At 69.4% G+C, this 23,737-nt stretch carries 29 protein-coding genes; 21 read left to right on the top strand and 8 right to left on the bottom strand.

Annotated features, from left to right (window positions below; all coding sequences use genetic code 11):
- Window positions 1–55: 55 nt before the first annotated feature.
- The 8 genes from hemL (at window position 56) to IAG42_RS14980 (ending at window position 8,518) form a co-directional block, all read left to right on the top strand.
- Window positions 56–1,381, top strand: coding sequence for a glutamate-1-semialdehyde 2,1-aminomutase (gene hemL, locus IAG42_RS15015; protein WP_188337501.1), 1,326 nt, complete (start codon window positions 56–58; stop codon window positions 1,379–1,381).
- Window positions 1,378–2,085 carry a histidine phosphatase family protein gene (locus IAG42_RS15010; RefSeq protein WP_188337500.1) on the top strand — a complete coding sequence of 236 codons (708 nt, stop codon included), beginning with the start codon at window positions 1,378–1,380 and terminating at the stop codon, window positions 2,083–2,085. The genes hemL and IAG42_RS15010 overlap by 4 nt, the downstream gene beginning before the upstream one ends.
- A gap of 285 nt (window positions 2,086–2,370) precedes the next feature.
- Window positions 2,371–3,624, top strand: a complete 1,254-nt coding sequence (locus IAG42_RS15005; protein ID WP_223206011.1) for a polysaccharide deacetylase family protein — start codon at window positions 2,371–2,373, stop codon at window positions 3,622–3,624.
- Between the two features lie 66 nt (window positions 3,625–3,690).
- The gene (locus tag IAG42_RS15000) at window positions 3,691–4,314 is read left to right on the top strand and encodes a TlpA family protein disulfide reductase (protein WP_188337499.1); all 624 of its coding nucleotides are present in this window, start codon (window positions 3,691–3,693) and stop codon (window positions 4,312–4,314) included.
- A 6-nt stretch (window positions 4,315–4,320) separates the two neighbouring features.
- Complete coding sequence (locus tag IAG42_RS14995) at window positions 4,321–5,094, top strand: cytochrome c biogenesis CcdA family protein (protein ID WP_188337498.1); 774 nt, start codon at window positions 4,321–4,323, stop codon at window positions 5,092–5,094.
- 3 nt (window positions 5,095–5,097) lie between these two features.
- Window positions 5,098–6,846: a cytochrome c biogenesis protein ResB gene (resB, locus tag IAG42_RS14990; RefSeq protein WP_188337497.1), complete on the top strand. Its 1,749-nt coding sequence runs from the start codon at window positions 5,098–5,100 to the stop codon at window positions 6,844–6,846.
- Window positions 6,843–7,940: a c-type cytochrome biogenesis protein CcsB gene (gene ccsB, locus IAG42_RS14985; protein WP_188337496.1), complete on the top strand. Its 1,098-nt coding sequence runs from the start codon at window positions 6,843–6,845 to the stop codon at window positions 7,938–7,940. The genes resB and ccsB overlap by 4 nt, the downstream gene beginning before the upstream one ends.
- 74 nt (window positions 7,941–8,014) lie before the next feature.
- Complete coding sequence (locus IAG42_RS14980) at window positions 8,015–8,518, top strand: SRPBCC domain-containing protein (protein ID WP_188337495.1); 504 nt, start codon at window positions 8,015–8,017, stop codon at window positions 8,516–8,518.
- Between the two features lie 19 nt (window positions 8,519–8,537).
- Here the strand turns inward: IAG42_RS14980 and IAG42_RS14975 are convergent, their stop codons facing one another.
- From IAG42_RS14975 to IAG42_RS14965, 3 genes are all read right to left on the bottom strand, one after another.
- Window positions 8,538–9,131, bottom strand: a complete 594-nt coding sequence (locus IAG42_RS14975; protein ID WP_188337494.1) for a TetR/AcrR family transcriptional regulator — start codon at window positions 9,129–9,131, stop codon at window positions 8,538–8,540.
- A gap of 232 nt (window positions 9,132–9,363) precedes the next feature.
- Window positions 9,364–9,819, bottom strand: a complete 456-nt coding sequence (locus tag IAG42_RS14970) for a nucleoside deaminase (RefSeq protein WP_188337493.1) — start codon at window positions 9,817–9,819, stop codon at window positions 9,364–9,366.
- Window positions 9,820–9,821: 2 nt separating this feature from the next.
- Entirely contained in the window at window positions 9,822–10,211 is a 390-nt protein-coding gene (locus tag IAG42_RS14965; protein ID WP_188337492.1) for a PLD nuclease N-terminal domain-containing protein, read from the bottom strand.
- 88 nt (window positions 10,212–10,299) lie between these two features.
- Here IAG42_RS14965 and IAG42_RS14960 point away from each other — a divergent pair, with 88 nt between their 5' ends.
- The 4 genes from IAG42_RS14960 to IAG42_RS14945 all read left to right on the top strand — a co-directional run bounded on the left by IAG42_RS14960 (window position 10,300) and on the right by IAG42_RS14945 (window position 14,266).
- Window positions 10,300–11,757 carry a menaquinone biosynthesis decarboxylase gene (locus IAG42_RS14960; protein WP_188337491.1) on the top strand — a complete coding sequence of 486 codons (1,458 nt, stop codon included), beginning with the start codon at window positions 10,300–10,302 and terminating at the stop codon, window positions 11,755–11,757.
- Window positions 11,754–12,656, top strand: a complete 903-nt coding sequence (gene mqnP, locus IAG42_RS14955; RefSeq protein ID WP_188337490.1) for a menaquinone biosynthesis prenyltransferase MqnP — start codon at window positions 11,754–11,756, stop codon at window positions 12,654–12,656. Before IAG42_RS14960 ends, mqnP begins: the two co-directional genes overlap by 4 nt.
- A 392-nt stretch (window positions 12,657–13,048) precedes the next feature.
- Window positions 13,049–13,636, top strand: coding sequence for a hypothetical protein (locus IAG42_RS14950; protein WP_188337489.1), 588 nt, complete (start codon window positions 13,049–13,051; stop codon window positions 13,634–13,636).
- 12 nt (window positions 13,637–13,648) lie between these two features.
- Window positions 13,649–14,266 carry a hypothetical protein gene (locus IAG42_RS14945; protein ID WP_188337488.1) on the top strand — a complete coding sequence of 206 codons (618 nt, stop codon included), beginning with the start codon at window positions 13,649–13,651 and terminating at the stop codon, window positions 14,264–14,266.
- 260 nt (window positions 14,267–14,526) lie between these two features.
- Here IAG42_RS14945 and IAG42_RS14940 read toward each other — a convergent pair whose 3' ends face one another.
- Window positions 14,527–14,802 carry a GntR family transcriptional regulator gene (locus IAG42_RS14940; RefSeq protein WP_188341391.1) on the bottom strand — a complete coding sequence of 92 codons (276 nt, stop codon included), beginning with the start codon at window positions 14,800–14,802 and terminating at the stop codon, window positions 14,527–14,529.
- A 9-nt stretch (window positions 14,803–14,811) separates the two neighbouring features.
- Between IAG42_RS14940 and IAG42_RS14935 the strand changes: the two genes are divergently transcribed.
- The 3 genes from IAG42_RS14935 (at window position 14,812) to IAG42_RS14925 (ending at window position 15,990) form a co-directional block, all read left to right on the top strand.
- Window positions 14,812–15,075, top strand: coding sequence for a hypothetical protein (locus tag IAG42_RS14935; protein WP_188337487.1), 264 nt, complete (start codon window positions 14,812–14,814; stop codon window positions 15,073–15,075).
- Window positions 15,076–15,158: 83 nt separating this feature from the next.
- Window positions 15,159–15,335: a hypothetical protein gene (locus IAG42_RS14930; RefSeq protein WP_223206010.1), complete on the top strand. Its 177-nt coding sequence runs from the start codon at window positions 15,159–15,161 to the stop codon at window positions 15,333–15,335.
- A gap of 76 nt (window positions 15,336–15,411) precedes the next feature.
- Window positions 15,412–15,990, top strand: coding sequence for a Uma2 family endonuclease (locus tag IAG42_RS14925; protein WP_188337485.1), 579 nt, complete (start codon window positions 15,412–15,414; stop codon window positions 15,988–15,990).
- Here IAG42_RS14925 and IAG42_RS14920 read toward each other — a convergent pair.
- Window positions 15,981–16,586, bottom strand: coding sequence for a rhomboid family intramembrane serine protease (locus tag IAG42_RS14920; protein WP_188337484.1), 606 nt, complete (start codon window positions 16,584–16,586; stop codon window positions 15,981–15,983). The two genes, IAG42_RS14925 and IAG42_RS14920, sit on opposite strands and share 10 nt — an antisense overlap.
- A gap of 91 nt (window positions 16,587–16,677) precedes the next feature.
- Between IAG42_RS14920 and IAG42_RS14915 the strand changes: the two genes are divergently transcribed.
- Complete coding sequence (locus IAG42_RS14915) at window positions 16,678–17,358, top strand: UbiX family flavin prenyltransferase (protein ID WP_188337483.1); 681 nt, start codon at window positions 16,678–16,680, stop codon at window positions 17,356–17,358.
- On the opposite strand, the gene IAG42_RS38345 is transcribed toward IAG42_RS14915, so the two are convergent.
- Window positions 17,355–17,489 (bottom strand): hypothetical protein, encoded by a 135-nt coding sequence (locus tag IAG42_RS38345; RefSeq protein ID WP_262928338.1) that lies wholly within the window; start codon window positions 17,487–17,489, stop codon window positions 17,355–17,357. The two genes, IAG42_RS14915 and IAG42_RS38345, sit on opposite strands and share 4 nt — an antisense overlap.
- Window positions 17,490–17,638: 149 nt before the next feature.
- Here IAG42_RS38345 and IAG42_RS14910 point away from each other — a divergent pair, with 149 nt between their 5' ends.
- On the top strand, window positions 17,639–18,094 hold the full coding sequence (locus tag IAG42_RS14910) for an Lrp/AsnC family transcriptional regulator (protein WP_188337482.1): 456 nt from the start codon (window positions 17,639–17,641) through the stop codon (window positions 18,092–18,094).
- Window positions 18,095–18,186: 92 nt separating this feature from the next.
- The gene (gene mqnE / locus IAG42_RS14905) at window positions 18,187–19,350 is read left to right on the top strand and encodes an aminofutalosine synthase MqnE (protein ID WP_188337481.1); all 1,164 of its coding nucleotides are present in this window, start codon (window positions 18,187–18,189) and stop codon (window positions 19,348–19,350) included.
- 19 nt (window positions 19,351–19,369) lie between these two features.
- Here the strand turns inward: mqnE and IAG42_RS14900 are convergent, their stop codons facing one another.
- The gene (locus IAG42_RS14900; RefSeq protein ID WP_188337480.1) at window positions 19,370–19,894 is read right to left on the bottom strand and encodes a GNAT family N-acetyltransferase; all 525 of its coding nucleotides are present in this window, start codon (window positions 19,892–19,894) and stop codon (window positions 19,370–19,372) included.
- 107 nt (window positions 19,895–20,001) lie between these two features.
- Here IAG42_RS14900 and IAG42_RS14895 point away from each other — a divergent pair, with 107 nt between their 5' ends.
- The 3 genes from IAG42_RS14895 to IAG42_RS14885 all read left to right on the top strand — a co-directional run bounded on the left by IAG42_RS14895 (window position 20,002) and on the right by IAG42_RS14885 (window position 22,854).
- Window positions 20,002–20,295 (top strand): DUF4229 domain-containing protein, encoded by a 294-nt coding sequence (locus tag IAG42_RS14895; protein ID WP_188337479.1) that lies wholly within the window; start codon window positions 20,002–20,004, stop codon window positions 20,293–20,295.
- Window positions 20,296–20,722: 427 nt separating this feature from the next.
- Entirely contained in the window at window positions 20,723–22,069 is a 1,347-nt protein-coding gene (locus IAG42_RS14890; RefSeq protein ID WP_188337478.1) for a dicarboxylate/amino acid:cation symporter, read from the top strand.
- 161 nt (window positions 22,070–22,230) lie between these two features.
- A complete protein-coding gene (locus IAG42_RS14885; protein WP_188341390.1) occupies window positions 22,231–22,854 on the top strand; it encodes a TetR/AcrR family transcriptional regulator in 624 nt (207 codons plus the stop codon).
- On the opposite strand, the gene IAG42_RS14880 is transcribed toward IAG42_RS14885, so the two are convergent.
- Window positions 22,851–23,714, bottom strand: coding sequence for a MaoC/PaaZ C-terminal domain-containing protein (locus IAG42_RS14880; protein WP_188337477.1), 864 nt, complete (start codon window positions 23,712–23,714; stop codon window positions 22,851–22,853). The two genes, IAG42_RS14885 and IAG42_RS14880, sit on opposite strands and share 4 nt — an antisense overlap.
- Window positions 23,715–23,737: the final 23 nt, after the last annotated feature.

Here is a 23,737-nt window from a genome sequence, read left to right as displayed (position 1 = left end):
GCCGCCGCGGGTCCGCGCGGAGGAGGGCGAGAGGACGGGCCGTAACCTGAGAGGCATGGCAGAGGCGAACAACACCCCCTATCCCTATGAGGCACCCGTATCTCAGGGGCTCTTCGACCGTGCGTCCGTGGTCACGCCGGGTGGCGTGAACTCCCCGGTGCGCGCGTTCCGAGCCGTGGGCGGTACGCCCCGTTTCATGGTGTCCGGTACCGGTCCCTATCTGACGGACGCGGACGGCCGTGAATACGTGGACCTCGTCTGCTCGTGGGGGCCGATGATCCTCGGCCATTCCCACCCCGAGGTCGTCGCGGCCGTGCAGGAGGCCGTCGCGCGCGGCACCTCCTTCGGCACGCCCGGCGAGGGCGAGGTCGCGCTCGCCGAGGAGATCGTCGACCGGATCGCCCCGGTCGAGCAGGTGCGGCTCGTGTCCTCCGGCACCGAGGCCACCATGTCCGCGATCCGCCTGGCCCGCGGCTTCACCGGCCGCGCCAAGGTGATCAAGTTCGCCGGCTGCTACCACGGGCACGTGGACGCGCTGCTCGCCGCCGCCGGCTCGGGCCTCGCCACCTTCGGCCTGCCCGACACCCCGGGCGTCACCGGCGCCCAGGCCGGCGACACCATCGTCCTGCCGTACAACGACCTCGAGGCCGTACGCGCCGCGTTCGCCGCCCACCCCGGCGAGATCGCCTGCGTCATCACCGAGGCCTCGCCGGGCAACATGGGCGTCGTCCCGCCCGCCGACGGCTTCAACGCCGGCCTCAAGGCGGTCTGCGCGGAGAACGGCGCGCTGTACATCTCCGACGAGGTCATGACCGGCTTCCGCACGTCGAAGGCCGGCTGGTTCGGCGTCGACGGCGTCGCGCCCGACCTGATGACCTTCGGCAAGGTCATGGGCGGCGGCTTCCCGGCCGCGGCCTTCGGCGGCCGCGCCGACGTGATGGCCCACCTCGCCCCCGCCGGCCCCGTCTACCAGGCGGGCACCCTGTCCGGTAACCCGGTCGCGACCGCCGCCGGCCTCGCCCAGCTGCGCCTCCTCGACGACGCCGCGTACGTCAAGGTCGACGCGGTCAGCGAGCAGCTGCGCACCCTGGTCACCGACGCGCTCACCAAGGAGGGCGTCGCCCACCACCTGCAGAACGCGTCCAACATGTTCTCGGTGTTCTTCACGGAGAACGAGGTGCGCGACTACGACGACGCCAAGGCGCAGGAGTCGTTCCGCTTCACCGCGTTCTTCCACTCGATGCTGGCTCAGGGCGTCTACCTCCCGCCGTCCGCGTTCGAGTCCTGGTTCGTGTCGACCGCGCACGACGACCGCGCGATCGAGCGGATCGCCGCCGCGCTGCCCGCCGCCGCCCGCGCCGCCGCGGAGGCCACCGCATGAGCACCCTGAACAGCGGCTCCGGGCAGAGCGACAAGGACATCACCGTCGTCCACCTGATGCGCCACGGCGAGGTCCACAACCCGGACGGGATCCTGTACGGGCGGCTGCCCGACTACCACCTGTCCGAGCTGGGCCGGCAGATGGCCGACCGGGTCGCCGAGCACCTGGCGCCGCGGGACATCACGCACGTCGTGGCGTCCCCGCTGGAGCGGGCGCAGGAGACGGCGACGCCGATCGCGAAGGCCCACGGCCTGGACCTGAACACGGACGCGCGGCTCATCGAGGCGGACAACGTCTTCCAGGGCAAGACCTTCGGTGTCGGCGACGGCGCCCTGAAGAAGCCGGACAACTGGAAGCACCTCGTCAACCCGTTCAAGCCGTCCTGGGGCGAGCCCTACGTCGACCAGGTCGTGCGGATGATGGGCGCGCTCGACGCGGCGAAGGACGCGGCGCGCGGCCACGAGGCGGTCCTGGTCAGCCACCAGCTGCCGATCTGGATCGTGCGCTCGTACGTGGAGCGGCGCCGGCTGTGGCACGACCCGCGCAAGCGGCAGTGCACGCTCGCCTCGCTCACCACGTTCACCTACCTCGGCGACAAGATCGTGTCCGTGGGCTACACCGAGCCCGCCCGCGATCTCGTGCCCGCCCATCTCCTGGCCGGTGCCAAGCCGGTGAAGGGGAAGGACAAGGCGTTCGGCGCCTGAGCCACCGTCATCGGAAGGGCCGTCACCTCGTGGCGGCCCTTCCGCGCGCCTGCGCCCGTGCCTGTGCGCGTGCCCGTGCCCGTGTCTGTGCGCGTGCCCGTGCCCCCGCCCGTGCCTGTACGCATGCGGGTCTGCGGCGGCGTTGGGCGGCTTGTCGGCGGGCTCGTCCCGGGGCTCGGCAAAACCTGCCCAAAGCATCGCGATTCCAGGAACCCGGTCGCCCGGCGCTCCCTCTAATCCAGTGCGCACCGAGACCGGGTGCGCGGCGTGATGAATGGGGACGCGATGCGCGATGTCAGCCGCAGGGGAATGCTCGGACTGGGAGCGGGGGCGGCCGCCGCCGTGGCTCTGGCCGGCTGCGGATCGGGGAAGGCGCCGTCCGTCTCTACGGGGAGGCCCGGCCAGGGCGGGACCGGCGGTCCGGGCACACCCACCCCGCCCGCCGCCAAGCCGATCGGCGACGGCTCGACCGCGTACACCGGCAAGCAGCCGCACCAGCCGGCCCCGCCGGAGCGTCTGGAGCCGGGGCAGACCCCGCCGCAGTTCGTGATCTTCTCCTGGGACGGCGCGGGCGAGGTGGGCAACGGGCTGTTCCCCCGCTTCCTCGATCTGGCCCGTGAGCACAACGCCGGCATGACCTTCTTCCTCTCCGGGATCTACCTCCTGCCGGAGTCCAAGAAGCGGCTCTACCGGCCGCCGAACAATCCGGTCGGCGCCTCCGACATCGGCTACCTCACGGACGCCCACGTCAAGGAGACGCTGAAGAACGTGCGCCGGGCCTGGCTGGAGGGCCACGAGATCGGCACGCACTTCAACGGGCACTTCTGCGGCGGCTCCGGCTCCGTCGCCAACTGGACCTCCGCGCAGTGGCGCAGCGAGATCGACCAGGCCAAGTCCTTCGTCAAGGAGTGGCGGACGAACACCGGCTGGACCGACCTGCCGTCGCTGCCCTTCGACTACGACAAGGAGCTCATCGGCGGCCGCGCCCCCTGTCTGCTCGGCCAGCAGAACCTGCTGCCGACCGCCCGCGAGCTCGGCTGGCGCTACGACGCGTCCTCGCCCGGCGGCGTCCAGCGCTGGCCGGTCAAGAGCAACGGGGTGTGGGACCTGCCGCTGCAGGCCGTCCCCTTCCCGGGCCGCAGCTTCGAGGTCCTGTCGATGGACTACAACATGCTGGCCAACCAGTCGCTGAACTCGACGCGGGCCCCCGCCCACAACTACCCGCGCTGGCGCCGCCAGGCCACGGACGCCTACATAGCCGGCTTCGACCGCGCCTACGGCACGAACCGCGCGCCGTTCTTCATAGGCAACCACTTCGAGGAATGGAACGGCGGCATCTACATGGACGCCGTCGAGGGCGCCCTCAAGCACATCGCCGCGAAGGCCGAGAAGAACAAGGACGTACGGCTCGTGTCCTTCCGCCAGTTCGTCGACTGGATGGACGCGCAGGACCCCGCCGTGCTGGACAAAATGCGCACTCTGGACGTGGGTCAGAAGCCCGCGCAGGGGTGGGCCAAGTTCCTGACAAACCCTTCCTGAACTGGGATTTTCTCCGCGCGAGGGGGGTGCGGAAGATCCCCTAAACAGACATGCGAAACTTTTCACATGAGTGCCGCCCGACGCGCCCCCCGCACCACCCCCGCGACCAAGCGCCGCACCGCCGTCCTGGCCACCGGCGCCGCCGTCGCGGCGCTGCTGCTGACCGCGTGCGGCAACGGCGGCACCTCCGGGGGTGGCGGCAACACCAACTTCGTGTCCAGCTCCGGCGGGATCTCCACGGTCGCCAAGGGCGACCGCGGCACCGCGCCGGTGCTGTCCGGCAAGGACCTCGAGGGCAAGCCGCTGAGCACGGCCGACCACAAGGGCAAGGTCCTCGTCATCAACGTGTGGGGCTCCTGGTGTCCGCCCTGCCGCGCCGAGGCCAAGTACTTCGCCAAGGTCGCCAAGGAGTCCGACCCGAAGGACGTCCAGTTCCTCGGCATCGACACCCGGGACCCGCAGACCGACCAGGCGATCGCCTTCGAGAAGGACTACGGGATCCCCTACCCGAGCTTCTACGACCCCTCGGGCAAGCTCCTGCTCAAGTTCGAGAAGGGCACGCTCAACCCGCAGGGCATCCCGAACACCCTGGTCATCGACCGCGACGGCAAGATCGCCGCGCGCTCGCTGAAGGCGCTCAACGAGAAGAGCCTGCACAAGCTGATCGACCCCGTCATCGCGGAAAAGTGATCGACGGTGCCCCCCACTCTCGTCACCCTCGCCGCTGACGGCCTCGGCGGCACCGTGGAGAGCGGTGCCCTGGTCGTGGCGCTGCCCATCGCGGTGCTCGGCGGCCTCGTCTCGTTCTTCTCCCCGTGCGTGCTGCCGCTCGTGCCCGGCTACCTGTCCTACGTCACCGGCGTCTCCGGCACCGACCTGGCCGAGGCCCGGCGCGGACGGATGGCCGCCGGCGCCGGACTCTTCGTCCTCGGCTTCACCGCCGTCTTCGTGTCCGGCGGCGCCCTCTTCGGCTTCTTCGGGCAGACGCTCCAGGAGTACCAGGACGTCCTGACCCGGATCCTCGGCATCCTCATGGTCGTCATGGGGGTCTTCTTCATGGGCTTCATGCCCTGGATGACCCAGCGTGAGTTCCGCATCCACAAGCGGCCGGTGACCGGACTGGTCGGCGCCCCGATACTGGGCGCCCTCTTCGGCATCGGCTGGACCCCGTGCATCGGCCCGACCCTCGCCTCGGTCAACACCCTGGCGTTCCAGGAGGGCAGCGCGGGCCGCGGCGCCATACTGATGGTCGCCTACTGCCTCGGGCTCGGCCTGCCCTTCGTGCTCGCCGCGGTCGCCTTCCGCAAGGCGCTCGGAGCCTTCGGCTGGGTCAAGAAGCACTACGCCTGGGTGATGCGGATCGGCGGCATCATGATGATCCTGACCGGCGTCCTCCTGCTCACAGGTGTCTGGGACACCCTGGTGCAGCAGATGCAGACCTGGTCCAACGGCTTCTCGGTGGGAATCTGATCCATGAGCACCACGAACAGCGGCAACAAGAGCGCCACGGACGCGACGCCCGGCACGGCGCAGGAGCCGGCCGGAGCCGCCGCGACCGAGGCGTCCGAACCGGACGCGGCGGCCGGCCGCCTGTCCACCGCGCCCCAGGAGGACAGCGGCCCGACCCTGCCACGGCTCGGCGTCATCGGCTGGGCCCGCTGGTTCTGGCGGCAGCTGACCTCCATGCGGGTCGCGCTGATCCTGCTCTTCCTGCTGTCCCTCGGCGCGATCCCCGGATCGCTGATCCCGCAGACCGGCACCGACCCGCTCAAGGTCGAGGACTTCCAGAAGGCGCACACCACGCTCGCGCCCGTCTACGAGAAGCTCGGGCTCTTCCACGTCTACAGCTCGGTGTGGTTCTCCGCGATCTACATCCTGCTGTTCATCTCGCTCATCGGCTGCATCGTCCCGCGCACCTGGCAGTTCGTCGGCCAGCTCCGCGGCCGGCCCCCGGGCGCCCCCCGGCGCCTGACCCGGCTGCCCGCCTACGCGACCTGGCGCACCGAGACCGCCCCCGCCGACGTGCACGCCGCCGCGCTCACCGTCCTCAAGACGCGCCGCTACCGCGCCCACGTCGCCGGTGACGCCGTCGCCGCCGAGAAGGGCTACCTGCGCGAGGCCGGCAACCTCGTCTTCCACATCGCGCTCATCGTGATGCTCATCGCCTTCGCCTGGGGCCAGCTGTTCAAGTCCGAGGGCGGCAAGCTGATGGTCGAGGGCGACGGAGGCTTCTCCAACGCCCTGCCGATGTACGACGACTTCAAGTCCGGGAACCTCTTCGACACGGACACCGACCTCACCCCCTTCAGCTTCCAGCTCGACAAGTTCGTCGGCACCTACGAGCGCACGGGCCCCAACAAGGGCACCCCGCGCACCTACCGCGCCGAGGTCACGTACAGCGAGGGCGCCGACGGGAAGCAGAAGAAGACCGCGATCGAGGTGAACAAGCCCCTCGACGTCGACGGCACCAAGGTCTACCTCAACGGCCACGGCTACGCGCCGACCGTCACCGTCCGCGACGGCAAGGGCAAGGTCGTCGCCCGGCAGACCGTCGCGCTGCTGCCCATCGACGCCAACGTCACCTCCACCGGTGCCATCAAGATCATGGACGGCTACCGCGACAAGAACGGGAAGAAGGAGCAGCTCGGCTTCAACGCCTTCTTCGTGCCCACCTTCGCGGGCTCCGGCAAGGGCGACATGTTCTCCCAGTTCCCCGCCGCGGACTTCCCCGTGCTCGCGCTGTCCGCGTACCACGGCAGCCTCGGCGTGGACTCGGGCATCCCGCAGAACGTGTACCAACTGGACACCTCCAAGATGAAGGAGTTCAAGGACTCCAAGGGCGAACTGCTGAAGAAGCGGCTGCTGCCCGGCGAGACCCTGAAGCTGCCGAACGGTGCCGGCTCGATCACCTTCGAGAAGGACATCAAGCAGTGGGCCAGCTTCCAGATCACGCACCAGCCCGGTGACGGCTGGGCGCTCGCCGGTGCGCTCGCCGCGATCGCCGGTCTGGCCGGCTCCCTGTTCATCCAGCGCCGCCGAGTCTGGGTGCGCGCTGTCGAGGGCTCCGACGGCGTCACCGTCGTCGAGATGGCGGGCCTGGGCCGCAGCGAGTCCGCGAAGCTCCCCGAGGAGCTCGGCGAACTCGTCGGCCAGTTGCACGACCAGGCGCCCAGCGCCCCCGAACCCGACTCCGCACCGTCAGCCGAAGGGGCTGGGAAATGACTCTCGCCGCCGCGACCAACGAGAACCTGGCGCACACCAGCAACGTCCTGATCTACTCGTCGATGGCCGTGTATCTGCTGTCGTTCTTCGCGAACATGGCCGAGTGGATCTTCGGCAGCCGCAGCAAGGTCGGCCGCACCGCGGCCGCGCTGACCGGCGCCAAGGACGCGGAGGGTACCGCCCGCGCCGGCGCGCCCGCCGTCACCGTGAAGAAGAAGGACGGCGGCACGGCCGTCCTGGACCGTCCCGCGGTCGTCACCCGGGCCGGTGCCGGATCACGTGACGTGCCGGACGGCCCCGGTGCCGCGGGCGACGACGCGCAGGGCGACCTCTACGGGCGTATCGCCGTCTCTCTCACGGCTCTCGCCTTCGTCATCGAGCTCGCCGGTGTCGTCACCCGTGCCATGTCGGTGCAGCGTGCCCCCTGGGGCAACATGTACGAGTTCAGCATCACCTTCTCCACCGTCGCCGTCGGCGTGTACCTCGCGCTGCTCGCGCTGAAGAAGAACGTCCGCTGGCTCGGCCTCCCCCTGGTCACCACGGTCCTCCTCGACCTCGGCCTCGCTGTCACTGTCTTGTACACCGCGAGCGACCAGTTGGTTCCCGCTCTTCACTCGTACTGGCTGTACATCCACGTCTCGACGGCGATCTTCTGCGGCGCGGTCTTCTACGTCGGCGCCGTCGGCACGCTCCTGTACCTGTTCAAGGACAGCTACGAGAACAAGCTTGCGAACGGCGGCACGCCCGGCAAGTTCGCCACCTCGGTCATGGAGCGGCTGCCCGCCTCGGCGTCCCTCGACAAGTTCTCCTACCGCGTCAACGCGGCGGTCTTCCCGCTGTGGACGTTCACGATCATCGCGGGCGCCATCTGGGCCGGCGACGCGTGGGGCCGCTACTGGGGCTGGGACCCGAAGGAGACCTGGTCGTTCATCACCTGGGTCGCGTACGCCTGCTACCTGCACGCCCGCGCCACCGCCGGCTGGAAGGGCCGCAAGGCCGCCTACCTGGCCCTGATCGCCTTCGGCTGCTGGATCTTCAACTACTACGGCGTCAACATCTTCGTCACCGGCAAGCACTCCTACGCCGGCGTCTGAGCCGCCCGCAGGACACGTACGACAACCGTGGCGCATGCCCCGCGAACGCGCGGGGCATGCGCCACGCTGGTTCCATGACCGAGAGCCGCATCGAGCAGGGCACCAGCCGCACCGAAGGCACCACCCGGACCCTGCACTTCACGCTGACCCTGCCCCACCCCGTCGAGAAGGTCTGGGCCGCCGTCGCCACGCCCGAGGGCCTGACCGGCTGGCTCGCCGCGGCGGACGTCCTCGAACCCAGGCTCGGCGGCGCGGTGACGCTGCGCTGGCTCAACGGCGGAGCCGCGTACCGGGGCCGGGTCACCGCGTGGGACGTGGAGCGGGTCGCCGAGTACACGCTCGAAGGGCTGCACGGCCGGATCCGTTTCCACCTGGAGCCGGGCACGATCCTGCGGTTCACGAACGAGTTCGAGGGCGACGACGCGCTGCGCCTGGACTGTCTCGCCGGCTGGCACGAGCACTTCCTGATGCTGGCCGACGCGCTCGACGGCCGCCCCATGACCGCCGACGGCTGGGCAGCCTGGACCCGAGAGCGCTGGCAGACCCTGCGCGACACCTACGCCGCCGCCCGGCCCTGACCTCAAGGAGTAAAGGGGCTCACGGCTCCAGCGAGCGCCAGATCCGGTCCGGGAGCAGCCGCGCCGCCTCGTCCGGCGCGACGCCGGAGGCCCCGGCGAGCCAGCCGCGCGCGAAGCCGATCACCGGTCCGAGGACGAGCGCCTCCAGGACCGGCCCCGGCAGATCGGCGATCTCGCCCGCCGCCACGTACCCCTCCAGCCACTGCGTCAGCGGGGAGAGCCGGGCCTCCTGGGCGTCCCGCAGTTGCCGGGCCTGCTCCATCCCGAGCCGGTCCGCGTACGCGGAGTGCAGCAGGCGGGCCTCGTCCGGGTGGTCGCGGACGAAGGACAGGTAGGCGTGGACGATCGATTCGATCCCGGCGCGGGCGTCGCGGGGCTCGGCGAGGGCGCCGCCGAGGTGCTCCAGGAGCCGGCCGAGCCAGCGGACCACCAGCGCGTTCATCAGCCCGTCGACGCTGCCGAAGTGGTGGTAGAGGCTGCCGAGGCTCACACCGCTCGTGCGGGTCAGGGCGCTGACGGTGACGCCCTGTTCACCGGCCTCGGAGTACACCGTCAACGCGGCGTCGAGGAGGCGCTCGGCGGTCTCCGCGCCGCGCCGCTGCTTGGGACTCATGGTTACCGATCAGCCTAGAACACCGGATTCCGCCGTGCTTCCTAAAGTGAATTTCTAGAAAAGGACTCCAGTTCGGCGTCCGTTTGGGTCACACTGATCTTTCCCCGGCCGGTGCCGTCGAGCAGTACGGGGGACCGCTCGGCGGCACCGGCCGGGACACGGGAGGCCTGCGCGGCGCGGATGCCGGAGGGGACATCCGCGCCCGGGCCCGCCCGCACGCCCCCGGACCGGCCTACGCGCCGATGTCCTCGTTCCACAGCTCCGGCCGCGCCGCGATGAACTCCGTCATCAGCGCCACGCACTCCGGGTCGTCGAGCAGCACGATCTCGACGCCGTGCCCGGCCAGCCAGTCGTGCCCGCCGTGGAAGGTTCGCGCCTCGCCGATCACGACCCGTGAGATGCCGAACTGGCGCACCAGTCCCGAGCAGTACCAGCAGGGGCTGAGCGTCGTCACCATCGTCGTGCCCCGGTACGAGCGCTGCCGCCCCGCGTTGCGGAACGCGTCGGTCTCGCCGTGCACCGAGGGGTCGTCGTCCTGCACCCGCCGGTTGTGGCCCCGGCCCAGCAGCGTCCCGTCGGCGCCGTACAGCGCGGCCCCGATCGGGATGCCGCCCTCCGCGAGGGAGGCCCGCGCCTCCTCGACGGCGGTCGCCAGCCACGTACGGGCGAGATCCGGGTCCAGAGTCATCGTCAGTCCTTGTCCTCGCCCTGCTCCTTGCGGCGCAGCTCCTCCTCGCGGCGGCGCAGGTCCGCCTCCCAGTCCTTGAGGAGAGCCTCGTCCTTCTGGTTCTCCTTCTTGAGGGACTGGAGGAACTCCGGGTTGTCGTCCGGCGCGACGTACGTGGCGCGGTGCCCGCGGTGCCACTCGGACGGCGTCGAACCGCCGGCCGGCACGCGGCGCTGCTTGCCGACCACGAACCAGAGGATCGGTCCGACCAGGATCTCGCCGAAGAGCAGGATGATGATCAGCCACACCACCTTGGGCAGCCCGCGCACCTCCTCCTCCGGCGTGTTGATGCAGTCGATGAACGCGTAGATCAACAAGGCCAGGACGAGCAGGAACGGCAGCAGGCGGAGCATGGTGTCGCGATCCCCCAAGGAGCGGTGCGGAGGGCCACGTGGCCCCCGGTGACCGGCCCAGGTTAGCCGGTGCCGGATACTGGACGGCATGGCTTACGACGATCTTCGCTCGCTGCTCCGGGCGCTGGAGCGCGAGGGCGACCTCAAGCGCATCAAGGCCGAGGTCGACCCGTATCTGGAGGTCGGTGAGATCGTCGACCGGGTGAACAAGGCCGGCGGCCCCGCCCTGCTCTTCGAGAACGTGAAGGGCTCCTCGATGCCCCTCGCGATGAACGTGTACGGCACCGACCGGCGCCTCCTGAAGGCCCTCGGGCTCAAGTCGTACGGCGAGATCAGCGACAAGATCGGCGGGCTGCTCAAGCCGGAGCTGCCGCAGGGCTTCGTCGGTGTGCGCGAGGCGTTCGGCAAGCTCGGCGCGATGGCGCACGTGCCGCCGAAGAAGGTGAAGTCCGACAGCGCGCCCGTGCAGGAGGTCGTGCTCACCGGCGACGACGTCGACCTGGACCGGCTCCCGGCCCTGTTCACCTGGCCCGAGGACGGCGGCTCCTTCTTCAACCTGGGCCTCACCCACACCAAGCACCCCGAGACCGGTGTGCGGAACCTGGGCCTGTACCGCCTCCAGCGCCACGACAAGCGCACCATCGGCATGCACTGGCAGATCCACAAGGACAGCCGCAACCACTACCAGGTGGCCGCCAAGCGCGGCGAGCGGCTGCCCGTCGCCATCGCCTTCGGCTGCCCGCCCGCCGTCACGTACGCGGCGACCGCCCCGCTGCCCGGGGACATGGACGAGTACCTGCTCGCCGGGTTCGTCCAGGGCAAGCGCGTCGAGATGGTCGACTGCAAGACCGTCCCGCTCCAGGTTCCGGCGGGCGCCGAGGTCGTCATCGAGGGCTGGCTGGAGCCCGGCGAGATGCTGCCCGAGGGCCCCTTCGGCGACCACACCGGCTTCTACACGCCGCAGGAGCCCTTCCCGGCCCTGAAGATCGACTGCGTGACGATGCGGAAGCGTCCGCTGCTCCAGTCGATCGTCGTCGGCCGCCCGCCGACGGAGGACGGCCCGCTGGGCCGCGCCACGGAGCGCTTCTTCCTGCCGCTCCTGAAGGTGATCGTCCCCGACATCGTGGACTACCACCTGCCCGAGTCCGGCGGCTTCCACAACTGCGCGATCGTCTCGATCGACAAGAAGTACCCCAAGCACGCCCAGAAGGTGATGCACGCGATCTGGGGCGCGCACATGATGTCGCTGACCAAACTGATCGTCGTCGTCGACTCCGACTGCGATGTGCACGACCTTCACGAAGTCGCGTGGCGCGCGCTCGGGAACACGGACTACGCCCGTGACCTGACCGTCGTCGAAGGCCCGGTCGACCACCTCGACCACGCCTCCTACCAGCAGTTCTGGGGCGGCAAGGCGGGCATCGACGCCACGAAGAAGTGGCCCGAGGAGGGCTACACCCGGGACGGGGGCTGGCCCGAGATGGTCGCCTCCGACCCCCGTACGGCGTCCCTCGTGGACCGCCGCTGGAAGGAGTACGGGCTGTGAGCGCAGCTGAAGGACTACTCCCGCAGCCGGGACGCACCAAGGCCTTCCTGCGCCTGGTCATGATCGAGCACTCGGTCTTCGCGCTGCCCTTCGCCTACATCGCCTCCCTGACCGCGATGTTCCAGCTGGACAAGAACATCCACTGGGGACGGCTGCTCCTGGTCACCATCTGCATGGTGGGCCTGCGCACGTTCGCGATGGCGGCGAACCGGATCATCGACCGCGAGATCGACGCCCGTAACCCGCGCACCGCGCACCGCGAGCTCGTCACCGGCGCGGTGACCGTGAAGTCGGCGTGGACCGGCGCCCTAATCGCCCTGGTGATCTTCCTCGGCGCGGCGGCCCTGCTGAACCCGCTCTGTCTCGCCCTGGCCCCCATCGCCGTGATCCCGATGGTCGTCTACCCCTACGGGAAACGCTTCACGAACTTCCCGCAGGCCATCCTCGGACTCGCGCAGGCGATGGGCCCGGTCGGTGCCTGGATCGCCGTCACCGGTTCCTGGTCCTGGGACGCGGTCGTCCTCGGTCTCGCGGTCGGCGTCTGGATCGGCGGCTTCGACCTCATCTACGCCTGCCAGGACGTGGAGACGGACCGCGAGGTCGGCGTGAAGTCGGTCCCGGCCCGCTTCGGCATCCCCGCCTCCATCTGGGGCGCCCGCGCCTGCCACACCGTCACCACGGCCCTCTTCGCCTGGTACGCGCTGGCGACGGACGCCGGCACCTTCTTCTGGGCCGGCCTCGTCATCGTCGCGGGCGCCTTCCTCTACGAGCACACGATCGTGAAGCCCCACGACCTCTCCCGCCTGAACCGCGCCTTCTTCCAGGTCAACGGCTTCATCGGGATCGCCCTGTTCGTGTGCGCGCTGCTGGATCTGCTGGTGCGGGGGCTCACGGTCTGACGGTCTGTCCCTCTCCGACGGCCAGCAATCGGATTCGAGCCATCCTGGCCGTCGGGGGTTCGGGGCGGCGGTGCGGGCACGGGGGGCGGGGGCCCCGTGCCTGCTGCAGCGGACACGGGCGATGTGCCACTCGCACGGTGGGCAGCTTTCAGCCATCGGGCTGCGAGGTACCTGCGAGGGATCCGTACGGAGTGTGACGCACGGACTACCTTGCTGAGGTTGCATCTGTCGGCACGTCGGCGCAGGACGGATTCGACACCGCCTACACGAATGTGTATAGGTGCGTTGACGGCGAGGGTAAGGCGCGAGAACTCGATACGGAAGAGGACTGAACGTTGAATCGGATCAACTCGAGAGTCCTCTGGGGAGTTGTAGCTGCCACATTGCTATTGGTGGGCGGAGTTGTCTTCTCGCTGAAGGGCGATCTCTTCGCAGGCAGGGGTGAGATCAGGTCTGCGGAAGTCTGTGACTCGCTGGGGTCGCGCGAACGGGCCTCTGCCGCACTGACGAAGATCCTGCCAGACCGAAATGCGTACCAGTTTGAAGATTCCGTACGCTTCTGCTCGGGCTCCGACGTGCCGCGATATCGGTCAACCTGCTTCGTTACCGGTGACGGTGATCAGCTTCTTGTCGCACAGTCGGAGTCGCTGCAGAATGAACCGTCAAACAGCTGGGCGAAATGGGTCAAAGGGCAGGCGGTGAACGAGTCTTCCGCTCGCTCCGCTACTGCCTTCGATGCCGGAGAGAAGGCGCTCGCCTCTGAGGGGTTCGCGGCAGTCTTCATGCCATGCACGTTCACCGGTGGTAAGAAGCGTGAGCCGTTGAACACCAGCGTGTCGGTCGAGGTGAAGCCATCGGCGAGGCGCGCGGACCGGGGCAAGCTCATGGAACTCACGAAGAGCGCGGCATCGTTCGCCCACGAGCGCGCGAAGTGTGACAGGCTGGCCAAGCTCGGTCGACCTGCCACCTCCGGGAAGTGAAGGCTGACGCAAATGCTTCGGCGCGCGAAATCAGAGTCTTGTCGGCTGGCGATGGTGGTGGCAGCTGTCTCGGTTTTGGCCGGCTGCTCCAAGGGCGGCGAGGGTTCAGAAGCGCGCGAGCCTGCCTGCGGGAACTACTTCAGCCCGAAATATGCGTCCGCGCTGGGCGAGGCAGGCGAGTCCAGGGGCGATGTCGTCAAACCCGGAGAGTTGCGAGAATCGCTACGCGAGGACTTGGAGAATTGGGGTCCGGGATCGCCTCCCATTGAACTCCCTGAGTATATCGTCTGCCACATTCAGGATAATTCCACTTATCTCTCCACTGTGGAATGGTCGGTGGATTCTATGAGGCGAATGAGGGAGGGCGGAAAATGGGATAAGGGGCCTGGGGACGTCTACTTCGCCAAACCGATGAGGGCCGGTGGTGATGCCGCAACGGGTTTCCCTTGCAAGATCTCCGGCACGGATGCTGCGCAAGAAAGCGAGCTGCCCATTGAAGTGAGAGTGGGTGTTCCTGGTTCGCGCACGCATGAATTCGAGGAGTCCATGGCGCTGGATCTCGCTCGCTCAGTCCGCAAGATCATGCAATGTGAGAACAATCCGGTGATCCCCGAGAAGCCTGGTCTGTGAGGGGCGTTGACCAAGGGCCGCATCAAGGGCTGGTGGACGGCCACCCGTTACCCGGCTGGCGGCATCCCGCCGCAGTCCCGCTCGCACGTGCGGTCCGCCCGCGCGCCCGGGTGCTGTCACGCAGCTGGCGCTACGAGAAGGGCCCCGACGGCCGTCGCCGGCGCGTCTGCTCCCTCGACTTCGACTCGAACTAAATGCGGGACCCGATGCAGAAGGCCGTGCTCGCCTCGGGTTGGACGTGTGGGGCTCCTGGCGCTGAGTCAGCCGGCTGAGTCCGCCTCGGTACGGGCCTTCTTGAGCGTTCCCGCGGCATCGCGGGAGACAAAGGAGCCCAGGCCGGGTTCGGTGTAGACAAGGCCCTCCTTCTTCAGGTTCTGGTTCACCTTCTGGGCCGTCGCGTTCGCGATGCCGAACTCCTCGCCAAGTTGGATCACGGAGGGCACTCGCGTCCGGGGGCCGTACGTACCGTCCTCGATCCGGCTCTTGATGATCGCGGCCACCTGGCGCCAGCGCGGGATATCAGGCTCGAACTCCATCACGCCACCATGATGAGTGCACTGTGGACTGAGACACTGCCCCCGCCGCGCGGCCGGCACCGGCGCGCCGCTGAACCGGTCCGCTGGGCGGCATGGCCCGCATGGGGTGGCCTCCGCCCCGAAGAACCCCCGCTGAACGCCGACGCGAGCCGCCTCGTGCGTCCCTATGTCATCGCCGCCGAACAGGCCGCCCGGCGCAAGGAGCTGCTGCTCGCCGACTTCGGGGTGGACGGGCCCGGGCCGTCCGTCATCCACGGGCTGGAGGTCGCGTGAGCGAGGGACTGAGGCGGGTGCCATGGAGCGGGGAGGACGGCAGGGCGGTGTTCGTGGTCGCGGACCCGGATGCGCCGGGGTCAGTGTCCAGGCGCGCGGACACCGTCGAATCCGTACAGCTGGAGATGGCCGGAGTACTCCTGGCGCACGCCCGGCAGCTGGTCGACGAGGCGGGCCCCGCCGGGCTGCGGCACCTGGCGACCGAGCTGACGCGCGCGCTGGCCGACACGCTGCGGATCGCCTCAAGGGTGAAGCCGTAGCGGACCGGGTCACCGACGGCTGCACGCATCCGTAGCGTGCGGCCTACCATCGGGAGCAGGACTCAGGGAGGCCACCGTGACCATCGCGGACATCGACCGCCTGCGCTCGCAGCTCAGCCGGTTCGAGGACATGTTCCCCGGCTATCGCGTCGAGATTGTCGAGGGGAACATCATGATGAGTCCGGTCAAGCCTCACCACGCGGAGACAATCCGCTTGGTCTGGAACACGCTGGAGGCCCAGCTGGGTCCGGAGTGGGGCTTCACGAGCGATGTCGCCTTCGTTTTCGACGACGAGAACGAGTTCTGCCCCGATCTGGCGATCATCCCCGCACCGGAGGTCGCGAAGAACGAGAGCGCGTACGACCCCGACCACGTCGAGCTCGTCGTCGAGGTTGTTTCCAAGGGCAGCATCCGGCGTGACTACGAGACCAAACCTCGCTGGTACGCCTCCCGGGGCATCGCGAACTACGTGATCCTCGACCCGCTGAAGGGGCAGTGCGTCACCATGTGGAACCCCGGCGCTGAAGGCTATCGAGGCCGCGACACCATCCCGTACGGCACGGACGTCACCGTCGACTCCCCGCTCGGCAGCCTGACGATCCCCACGGCCCGCTTCCCGGTCGACCCCAAGAGCCCGCGGCCCGATCAGGGCTGAGGCTGCCGCCGCCGCAACACGAACGCCGCCCCCACCCCCGCCGCGAGGCCGAGCAGGTGGCCCTGCCAGCTGACGCCCTGCTGGAGGGGGGAGAGGCCCGCGAGGATGCCGGCGCCGTAGTAGGCGGCGGCCAGGACGCCGACGACGATGCCGAGCGGGCGGCGCTCGAAGAAGCCGCTGAACAGGACGAAGCCGAAAAGGCCGAAGATCACGCCCGAGGCGCCCGCCGTGTTCGTGTGGGCCGGGGCGACGAGCCAGACGCCGAGCCCGCCCACGACGGCGATCATCACGACGGCGTACACGAAGCGGCGCAGGCCGCTGAGCGCGGCGACGAAGCCGAGGACGAGCAGCGGCAGCGAGTTCGCCGCGAGGTGGGCGAAGCCGAAGTGGATGAAGGAGGAGGGGACCACGTCGACCAGTTCGGCGGGGTCGCGGGGCTGGACGCCGAAGCGGTCGAGGGAGTGGCCGGTGACGGCGTCGACGGCCTCCAGCGCCCACAGCAGGGCGACCCAGCCCAGCATCAGCTTGGCCGCCGGCAGGATCCGGTCGCGCGCCGACCACCGCGGCACGGTGTCCTGTGAACTCTCGTACGTCATCTCGTCCCCACCCCTGGGTTCCCTCGGCCGGGCCTCACGCCCGTGGCCCCTGCTCAATTCCCCATTGTGGACCGCCGGATAGGCTCGTGGTGTGGAGCACGTGAAAGCAGAAGACCGCAGGCCCTGGGTCGTCGGGGTGTCCGGCGCCTCCGGCACCCCGTACGCGGCGTCCGTGCTGCGCGCGCTGATCGCGGCCGGTGAGGCCGTGGATCTGGTCGTCTCGCGGGCCTCGCGCCTGACGCTGCTCGACGAGACGGGCATCTCCTTCCGGGACGCGCACTGGCGCGAGGACCTGGGGGAGTGGCTGGCGCGCGGGGCGGACGGCAAGCCGGGCACGTTCGAGGGGATCGACCTGGACGGGGTGCGGTACTGGCCGGCCGGGGATCTCGCGGCGGGCCCGTCCTCGGGTTCGTACCGGGCCAAGGGGATGATCATCGTGCCCGCGTCCACGGCGTGCGTGGCGGGCGTGGCGCTCGGGCTGTCGAAGGACCTGCTGCAGCGTGCGGCGAGCGTGACGCTCAAGGAGGGGCGCAGGCTGGTGGTCACGGTGCGGGAGACGCCGCTGAACGGGCAGACGCTGAAGGCTCTGGTGACGCTGGACGAGGCGGGCGCCGTGGTGGTGCCCGCCTCGCCGGCGTTCTACGCGGGGGCGACGCACATCCAGGATCTGGTGGACTTCGTCGCGGGGCGGGCGCTGGACGCGGCAGGAGTGCCGCACACGCTGTACCGCCGTTGGGAGGGAGAGCTGGGGGGAGGCTCTCGGGAGAGCTAGCGCTTCTTCGCGCGCGCGGCCTTCTTGGCGGCGCGGCGGGCGTCGATGGCGGACTGGTGGACACGCGCACGATTGGCCTGGTCCTGCATCTCGCGCATGCGGGCGTAGGCCATCTCGATCGTCGTGAACACGGTGACAACACTCCTGAGAATCGTTGGTTTCGATGGATCTGAAGCGATCCAGTGATGTGACTTTAGGTTTTGCGGTGCGTCAGCCCCGCATGCCTTAGATTCTACACGTAAACTCGCGTCAACGCTGAACAATGAAAGGCTTTGGTCCTATGGACGCCGTGGACAGGCAGCTCATCCAGGCCCTGCGCGAGAACGGCCGCGCCTCGTACGCCGAGTTGGGCCGTCTCGTGGGCCTCTCCGGCCCCAGCGTCACCGACCGCATCAACCGCCTCGAGGCCGCCGGAGTGATCACCGGCTACCGGGCCACCGTCGACTCCGCCTCGCTCGGTCTCGGCGTCACCGCCCTCATCGGCATCTCCCTGTCGGACGCCGCCGACCACGAGGACGTCGCGCGCCGCCTCAAGGACCTGCACGAGATCGAGGACTGCTGGTTCATCGCGGGCGACGACTCGTACATGCTCAAGGTGCGCGCCGGGGACGTGGACGGGCTGGAGAAGACGATCCGCCGGCTCAGCGGCACCAAGGGCGTCTCCCGCACCCGCACCACGATCGTGCTCTCCACCAAGTGGGAGAACAGGGTGGGCGAACTGCCCGAGGAGGCCTGAGCCGAGGTCGCGGATCAGGCCCCGGTCGCGGGGCGTACGGTGGAGCGAGTTTTCCGGGTGAGGCGAATTCTCCGGTGAGGAAAGGTACGGGCATGGACGCAGGGCTCAAGCGCGAGCTGGAGCAGAAGGTCAGGGACGGCGAGCGGCTGTCCCGCGAGGACGGCATCGCGCTCTACGCGTCGGACGACCTGGCCTGGCTCGGCGGACTCGCCCACGAGGTGCGGACGCGCAAGAACGGCGACGTCGTCCACTTCAACGTGAACCGTCACCTCAACATGACGAACGTCTGCACCGCCTCCTGCGCCTACTGCTCGTTCCAGCGCAAGCCGGGCGAGAAGGACGCGTACACGATGCGCATCGAGGAGGCCGTCAAGCTCGCCAAGGCGATGGAGTCGGAGCACCTCACCGAGCTCCACATCGTCAACGGCCTGCACCCGAACCTGCCGTGGCGCTACTACCCGCGCTCCCTCAAGGCCCTCAAGGAGGCCCTGCCGGACGTCGGCCTCAAGGCGTTCACGGCCACCGAGATCCACCACTTCGAGAAGATCTCGGGGCTCTCCGCCTCCGACATCCTCGACGAGCTGATCGAGGCCGGTCTGGAATCGCTCACCGGCGGCGGCGCCGAGATCTTCGACTGGGAGATCCGGCAGCACATCGTCGACCACGACACCCACTGGGAGGACTGGTCGCGCATCCACCGCCTCGCGCACGAGAGGGGGCTCAAGACCCCGGCCACGATGCTGTACGGGCACATCGAGGAGCCCCGTCACCGCGTCGACCACGTGCTGCGCCTGCGTGAACTGCAGGACGAGACGGGCGGCTTCCAGGTCTTCATCCCGCTGCGCTACCAGCACGACTTCGTGGACATGAAGGACGGCAAGGTCAGGAACCGCCTCCAGGCGCGCACGACCATGGCCACCGGCGCCGAGTCCCTGAAGACCTTCGCCGTCTCCCGCCTCCTGTTCGACAACGTGCCGCACGTGAAGTGCTTCTGGGTCATGCACGGTCTGCAGACCACGCAGCTCGCGCTCCAGCACGGCGCCGACGACATGGACGGCTCGGTCGTCGAGTACAAGATCACGCACGACGCCGACAACTACGGCACGCCGAACAAGCTGACCCGCGAGGACCTCCTGGACCTCATCCGCGACGCCGGCTTCCGCCCCGTCGAGCGCAACACGCGCTACGAGATCATCCGCGAGTACGAGGGTCCCGACCCGGCCCGCCGCGACGAGCCGCAGGCCATGCGCCTCTGACTCCGGTCCGTCCGCGGCCTCAGGTCAGCGGCAGCATCATGTGGACGTCGTCCCGGTCGTCGCCGGGGGCCACCCGTATCGCCCCCGGCACCCGGCCGACCTCCCGGTAGCCGCACGCCGTGTAGAAGAGGTCGGCCCCGGTCCCGCCGCGGCAGGTCAGGCGCAGCGCCTCGATCCCGTCGAAGCCCCGCGCGGCCTCCTCCACGGCGGCCATCAGGGCCCGGCCGTACCCCTGGCCCTGGTGCTTGGGGTGCACCATCACCACGTAGACCCACAGGTGGTGGCGCATCAGGCGGTGCGGGGTGTACGCGAGGAACGCGGTCGCCGTGACCGTCCCGTCCGCGTCCCGCCCCACCAGCAGCCGGGTCCCGCCCTCCTCGATCTCGGTCAGGCGCCGGGCCAGCTCGGGGCGGACGTCCTCCGGCGTGACCGGCGGGACGAAGCCGACGGCCCCGCCCGCGTTGGAGACGTCCGCCCACAGGGCGAGCACGTCGTCGCGCAGCGCCGGATCGATCGGCGGGTCCAGAGTGAAGGTAAGAGTCATAACTCGACCGTACCCATTACAGCGGGGACCGCTCAACGGGCTTTCCGGCGGGCGTGCTTCACTGGGGGGACCATTTCGCAACGTTCGCAACGGAAGAGTGGATTGACATGCTCCGCTACACGCTGATGCGCCTCGGGATCTTCGCGGGCTGCTTCCTCGTCGTCTGGGGTCTCGTCGCCACCGGCATCGTCCCACGCGGCCTCGGCGGCTCCAACTACCTGTGGATCATCCTGCTCGCGCTGGTGATCTCCGCGCCCCTTAGCTTCGTGCTGCTGCGCAAGGAGCGGGACCGCGCCTCCGAGAAGATCGTCGCCCGCGTCGACCGCGCCAAGGCCAACATGGAGGCGAACCGCACCATGGAGGACAGCGCGGACGAGGCCGCCCGCGCGCACGGCGCCTAGTCGCCGAGGATCGCGGCGCCCGGTCGTCCAGGATGTGGACGCGGGACATGATCCAGATGTAAGCGCCACGTAAGTTGCGTCACACCTCGTAGGGCCCCGGCATCGCTCAGATGCCGGGGCCGCCTGCGTTTTCAAGGCATTTGCGGCTTTCGAGCCGTCGGACGGGTGAAGTTACCTCAAAGAAACCCTTTGATGTTCCCAAAGACGCGGTGTTAACGTTCCTGACATGAAGACATCCGCAGCGCACCGAACGGCCATGAGCGTCCCGCTCGTGGCGCGCCTGCATGTCGATCTCTGCCGCTGCATGTCCGCGGCGTGTCGCGCCTGACGCGAACTTCCCCATGCAGCGGCGCCGCCGATCCGTCTCGCGGTCGCCGCTCCAGTACGTCCCCGTCTTGTCCCCCCGCGTCATCACTGGAGTGCCTCCGTGTCCGCGAACACCCCTGAAGTCGAACAGAAGCGCGGCTTCCGCATACCGATCCCGTTCTGGGCCCAGGTTCTGCTCGGCCTCGTGGTCGGCCTGATCCTCGGCTGGGTCGCCCGCACCTACGACGTCTCGTGGCTCGCCACGACGCTCGACAAGGTCGGTGGCATCTTCGTCCAGCTCCTCAAGCTGGCCGTCGCCCCGCTCGTCTTCTTCGCGATCCTGGTGTCCATCACCAACCTGCGCAAGGTCAACAACGCGGCCCGCCTCGCGACCCGCACCCTGCTCTGGTTCATGATCACCTCGCTCATCGCGGTCGTCATCGGCCTCGCGATCGGCCTGCTGACCAACCCGGGCAACGGCTCGGACCTCACCCCGGCCGACGGCGCCAAGCCCGACCACGCCGGCTCCTGGCTCGACTTCCTGACGGGCATCATCCCGACGGACATCATCACGCCGTTCACCGAGCTGAACGTGCTGCAGATCGTCTTCATGGCCGTCGTCGCCGGCATCGCCATCCTGAAGATCGGCACGAAGGCCCAGCCGATCCTCAACCTCTCCGAGTCCGTCCTGGAGCTCCTGCAGAAGGCCCTGTGGTGGGTCATCCTGCTCGCCCCGATCGGCTCCGCCGGCCTCATCGGCAACGCCATCGTCCAGTACGGCTGGGACCTCCTCGGCAACTACGCGACGTTCACCATCGACATCTACGTCGGCTGCGCCCTGGTCCTCTTCGGCGTCTACCCGCTGCTCCTCGCGACCGTCGCCAAGCTGAACCCGCTGCAGTTCTTCAAGGGCGCCTGGCCCGCCATCCAGCTGGCCTTCGTCTCCCGCTCCTCGGTCGGCACCATGCCGGTCACCCAGCAGTCGGCGATCCGCCTCGGTGTCCCGAAGGACTACGCCTCCTTCGCCGTGCCGTTCGGCGCCACCACCAAGATGGACGGCTGCGCCGCGATCTACCCGGCGATCTCCGCGATCTTCGTCGCCCAGATCTTCGACGTGCAGATGGGCATCAAGGAGTACCTGCTCATCGCGTTCGTGTCGGTGATCGGCTCCGCCGCCACCGCCGGTCTCACCGGCGCGACCGTGATGCTGACCCTGACCCTCTCCACCCTGGGCCTGCCCATGGAGGGCGTCGGCCTGCTCCTCGCGATCGACCCGATCCTGGACATGATGCGCACCGCCACGAACGTGGCCGGCCAGGCGCTCGTCCCGGTGATCGTCTCGGCCCGCGAGAAGATCCTCGACCGCACGAAGTACGACAACGCCAAGGCGTCCGGCTTCGACGACGACATCGAGGTCTACGAGCACACCAAGACGGACCAGGCCGAGCCCGTCACGGCCGCCGCCTGACGCACCGCGCCACCGACCGCGCCCCGCTCCCGGAACCCAGGTTCCGGGGCGGGGCGCCGTCATGTGCGGACGTAGGCTGGCGGGTGGAGAACGTGGATGTGCGGGGTGGAGAGGTGACCGGGGTGGGCGGCCGACGGGGTGCGGGGACGGGGCAGAAGCGGATGCCGCGGGCCGAGCGGGAGCGGCAGATGATGGACGCCGGGGTGCGCGTGTTCGGGGAGCGCGGGTACCGGGCGGCGTCGATGGACGAGATCGCCGAGCTGGCCGGGGTGTCCAAGCCGCTGGTGTACCTGTATCTGAACTCCAAGGAAGACCTGTTCACCGCCTGCATCCGGCGGGAGTCGGCGGCGCTCATCGCGGCCGTGCGGGCCGGGGTGCGGGTCGACGTGCCGGCCGACCGGCAGCTGTGGGACGGGCTGACCGCCTTCTTCGCGCACACCGCCGAGCACCCCGACGGGTGGGCGGTGCTGCACAGCCAGGCGCGGTCGGGCGGGGACCCGTTCGTCGCCGAGGTCGTGGCGATGCGCGAGGAGATCGTCGCGTTCGTGACGTCCCTGATCGCGGCCGCGGCACGGGAGGCGCACGGCGATCCCGAGCTCGCCGAGCGGGAGGTCGCCGGACTCGCGCAGGCGCTGGTCGGGGCGGCGGAGGCGCTGGCCGGATGGGCGAACGGGGACGACTCCGTCTCGGCGCGGGAAGCCGCCGCGACCATGATGAACTTCGCCTGGGCCGGGCTCGGCAATCTGATGGCCGGCGCCCGCTGGTCCGTGCCGGACGCCTCCTAGACCGCGAGTGGAGTGACCTCGCCGGTGAGGTGGAGGTGGTCGTTCTTCGCGGAGCGGAGTGCGAAGGTGTCGTCCTTCGCCGCGTAGGCGACCGTGCCGGGGAGCAGGACGGGGGCTTTGAAGGCGGCCCGTACCTGGACCGGTCCGCGGGCGCCGTGTTCGGCGAGGCAGCGGGCCGCCGTCCACATGCCGTGGGCGATCGCGCGCGGGAAGCCGAGGACTCGGGCGGTCAGCGGGTGCAGGTGGATGGGGTTGCGGTCGCCGGAGACGGCGGCGTAGCGGCGGCCGAGGTCGGCGTGGAGGGGCCACTCGGTGAGGGTGGGGAGCGGCGGCGCGTGCTCAGTGGCCGGTGCGGAGGCCGGGGGTGTGGTGGTGTGGCGGGCGAGGTAGGTGCTGGTCGAGGTCCATACGGTCTCGCCGTGCGCGGTCAGTTCGGTGACGACGAGGGCTTCGGTGCCGCGGCGGTGCGGGCGCAGCTCGGGGATCTTCACCGTGAGGTCGTACCGGTCGGTGGGGGAGAGGTCGTGGTGCTGGGTGATCTCGAGGGTGGTGTGGACGAGGCCGAGGACCGGGAGCGGGAACGCGCGGTCGGTCATCAGGCGCATGGAGAGCGGGAAGCCGAGGACGTGCGGGTAGGTGACCGGGAGTCCGGCGGGGCCCGTCGGGAAGCCGCAGAGCCGCTCGTACGCGGTGAGGTGGGCCTGGTCGACGGGGAGGGCCGGGACGGTCAGGCGGGTCGTGGGGGCGGGGGCGCCGGGACGGGGGCGCTTGAGCGGGGAGAGCGCGGCGCCGCGCAGCATCAGGGGGAGCAGGGACGGGACGCGGTCGAGGGTGACGGTGCGCGGGGTGCCGGAGGTCATCGGGGCTCCTGGTTCGGGTGGGG

The organism is Streptomyces xanthii (genome assembly GCF_014621695.1).
Taxonomy (GTDB): Bacteria; Actinomycetota; Actinomycetes; order Streptomycetales; family Streptomycetaceae; genus Streptomyces; species Streptomyces xanthii.
The sequence above is the reverse complement of the archived record's forward strand: the minus strand, read 5'-3'. Positions and strand labels throughout refer to the sequence as shown.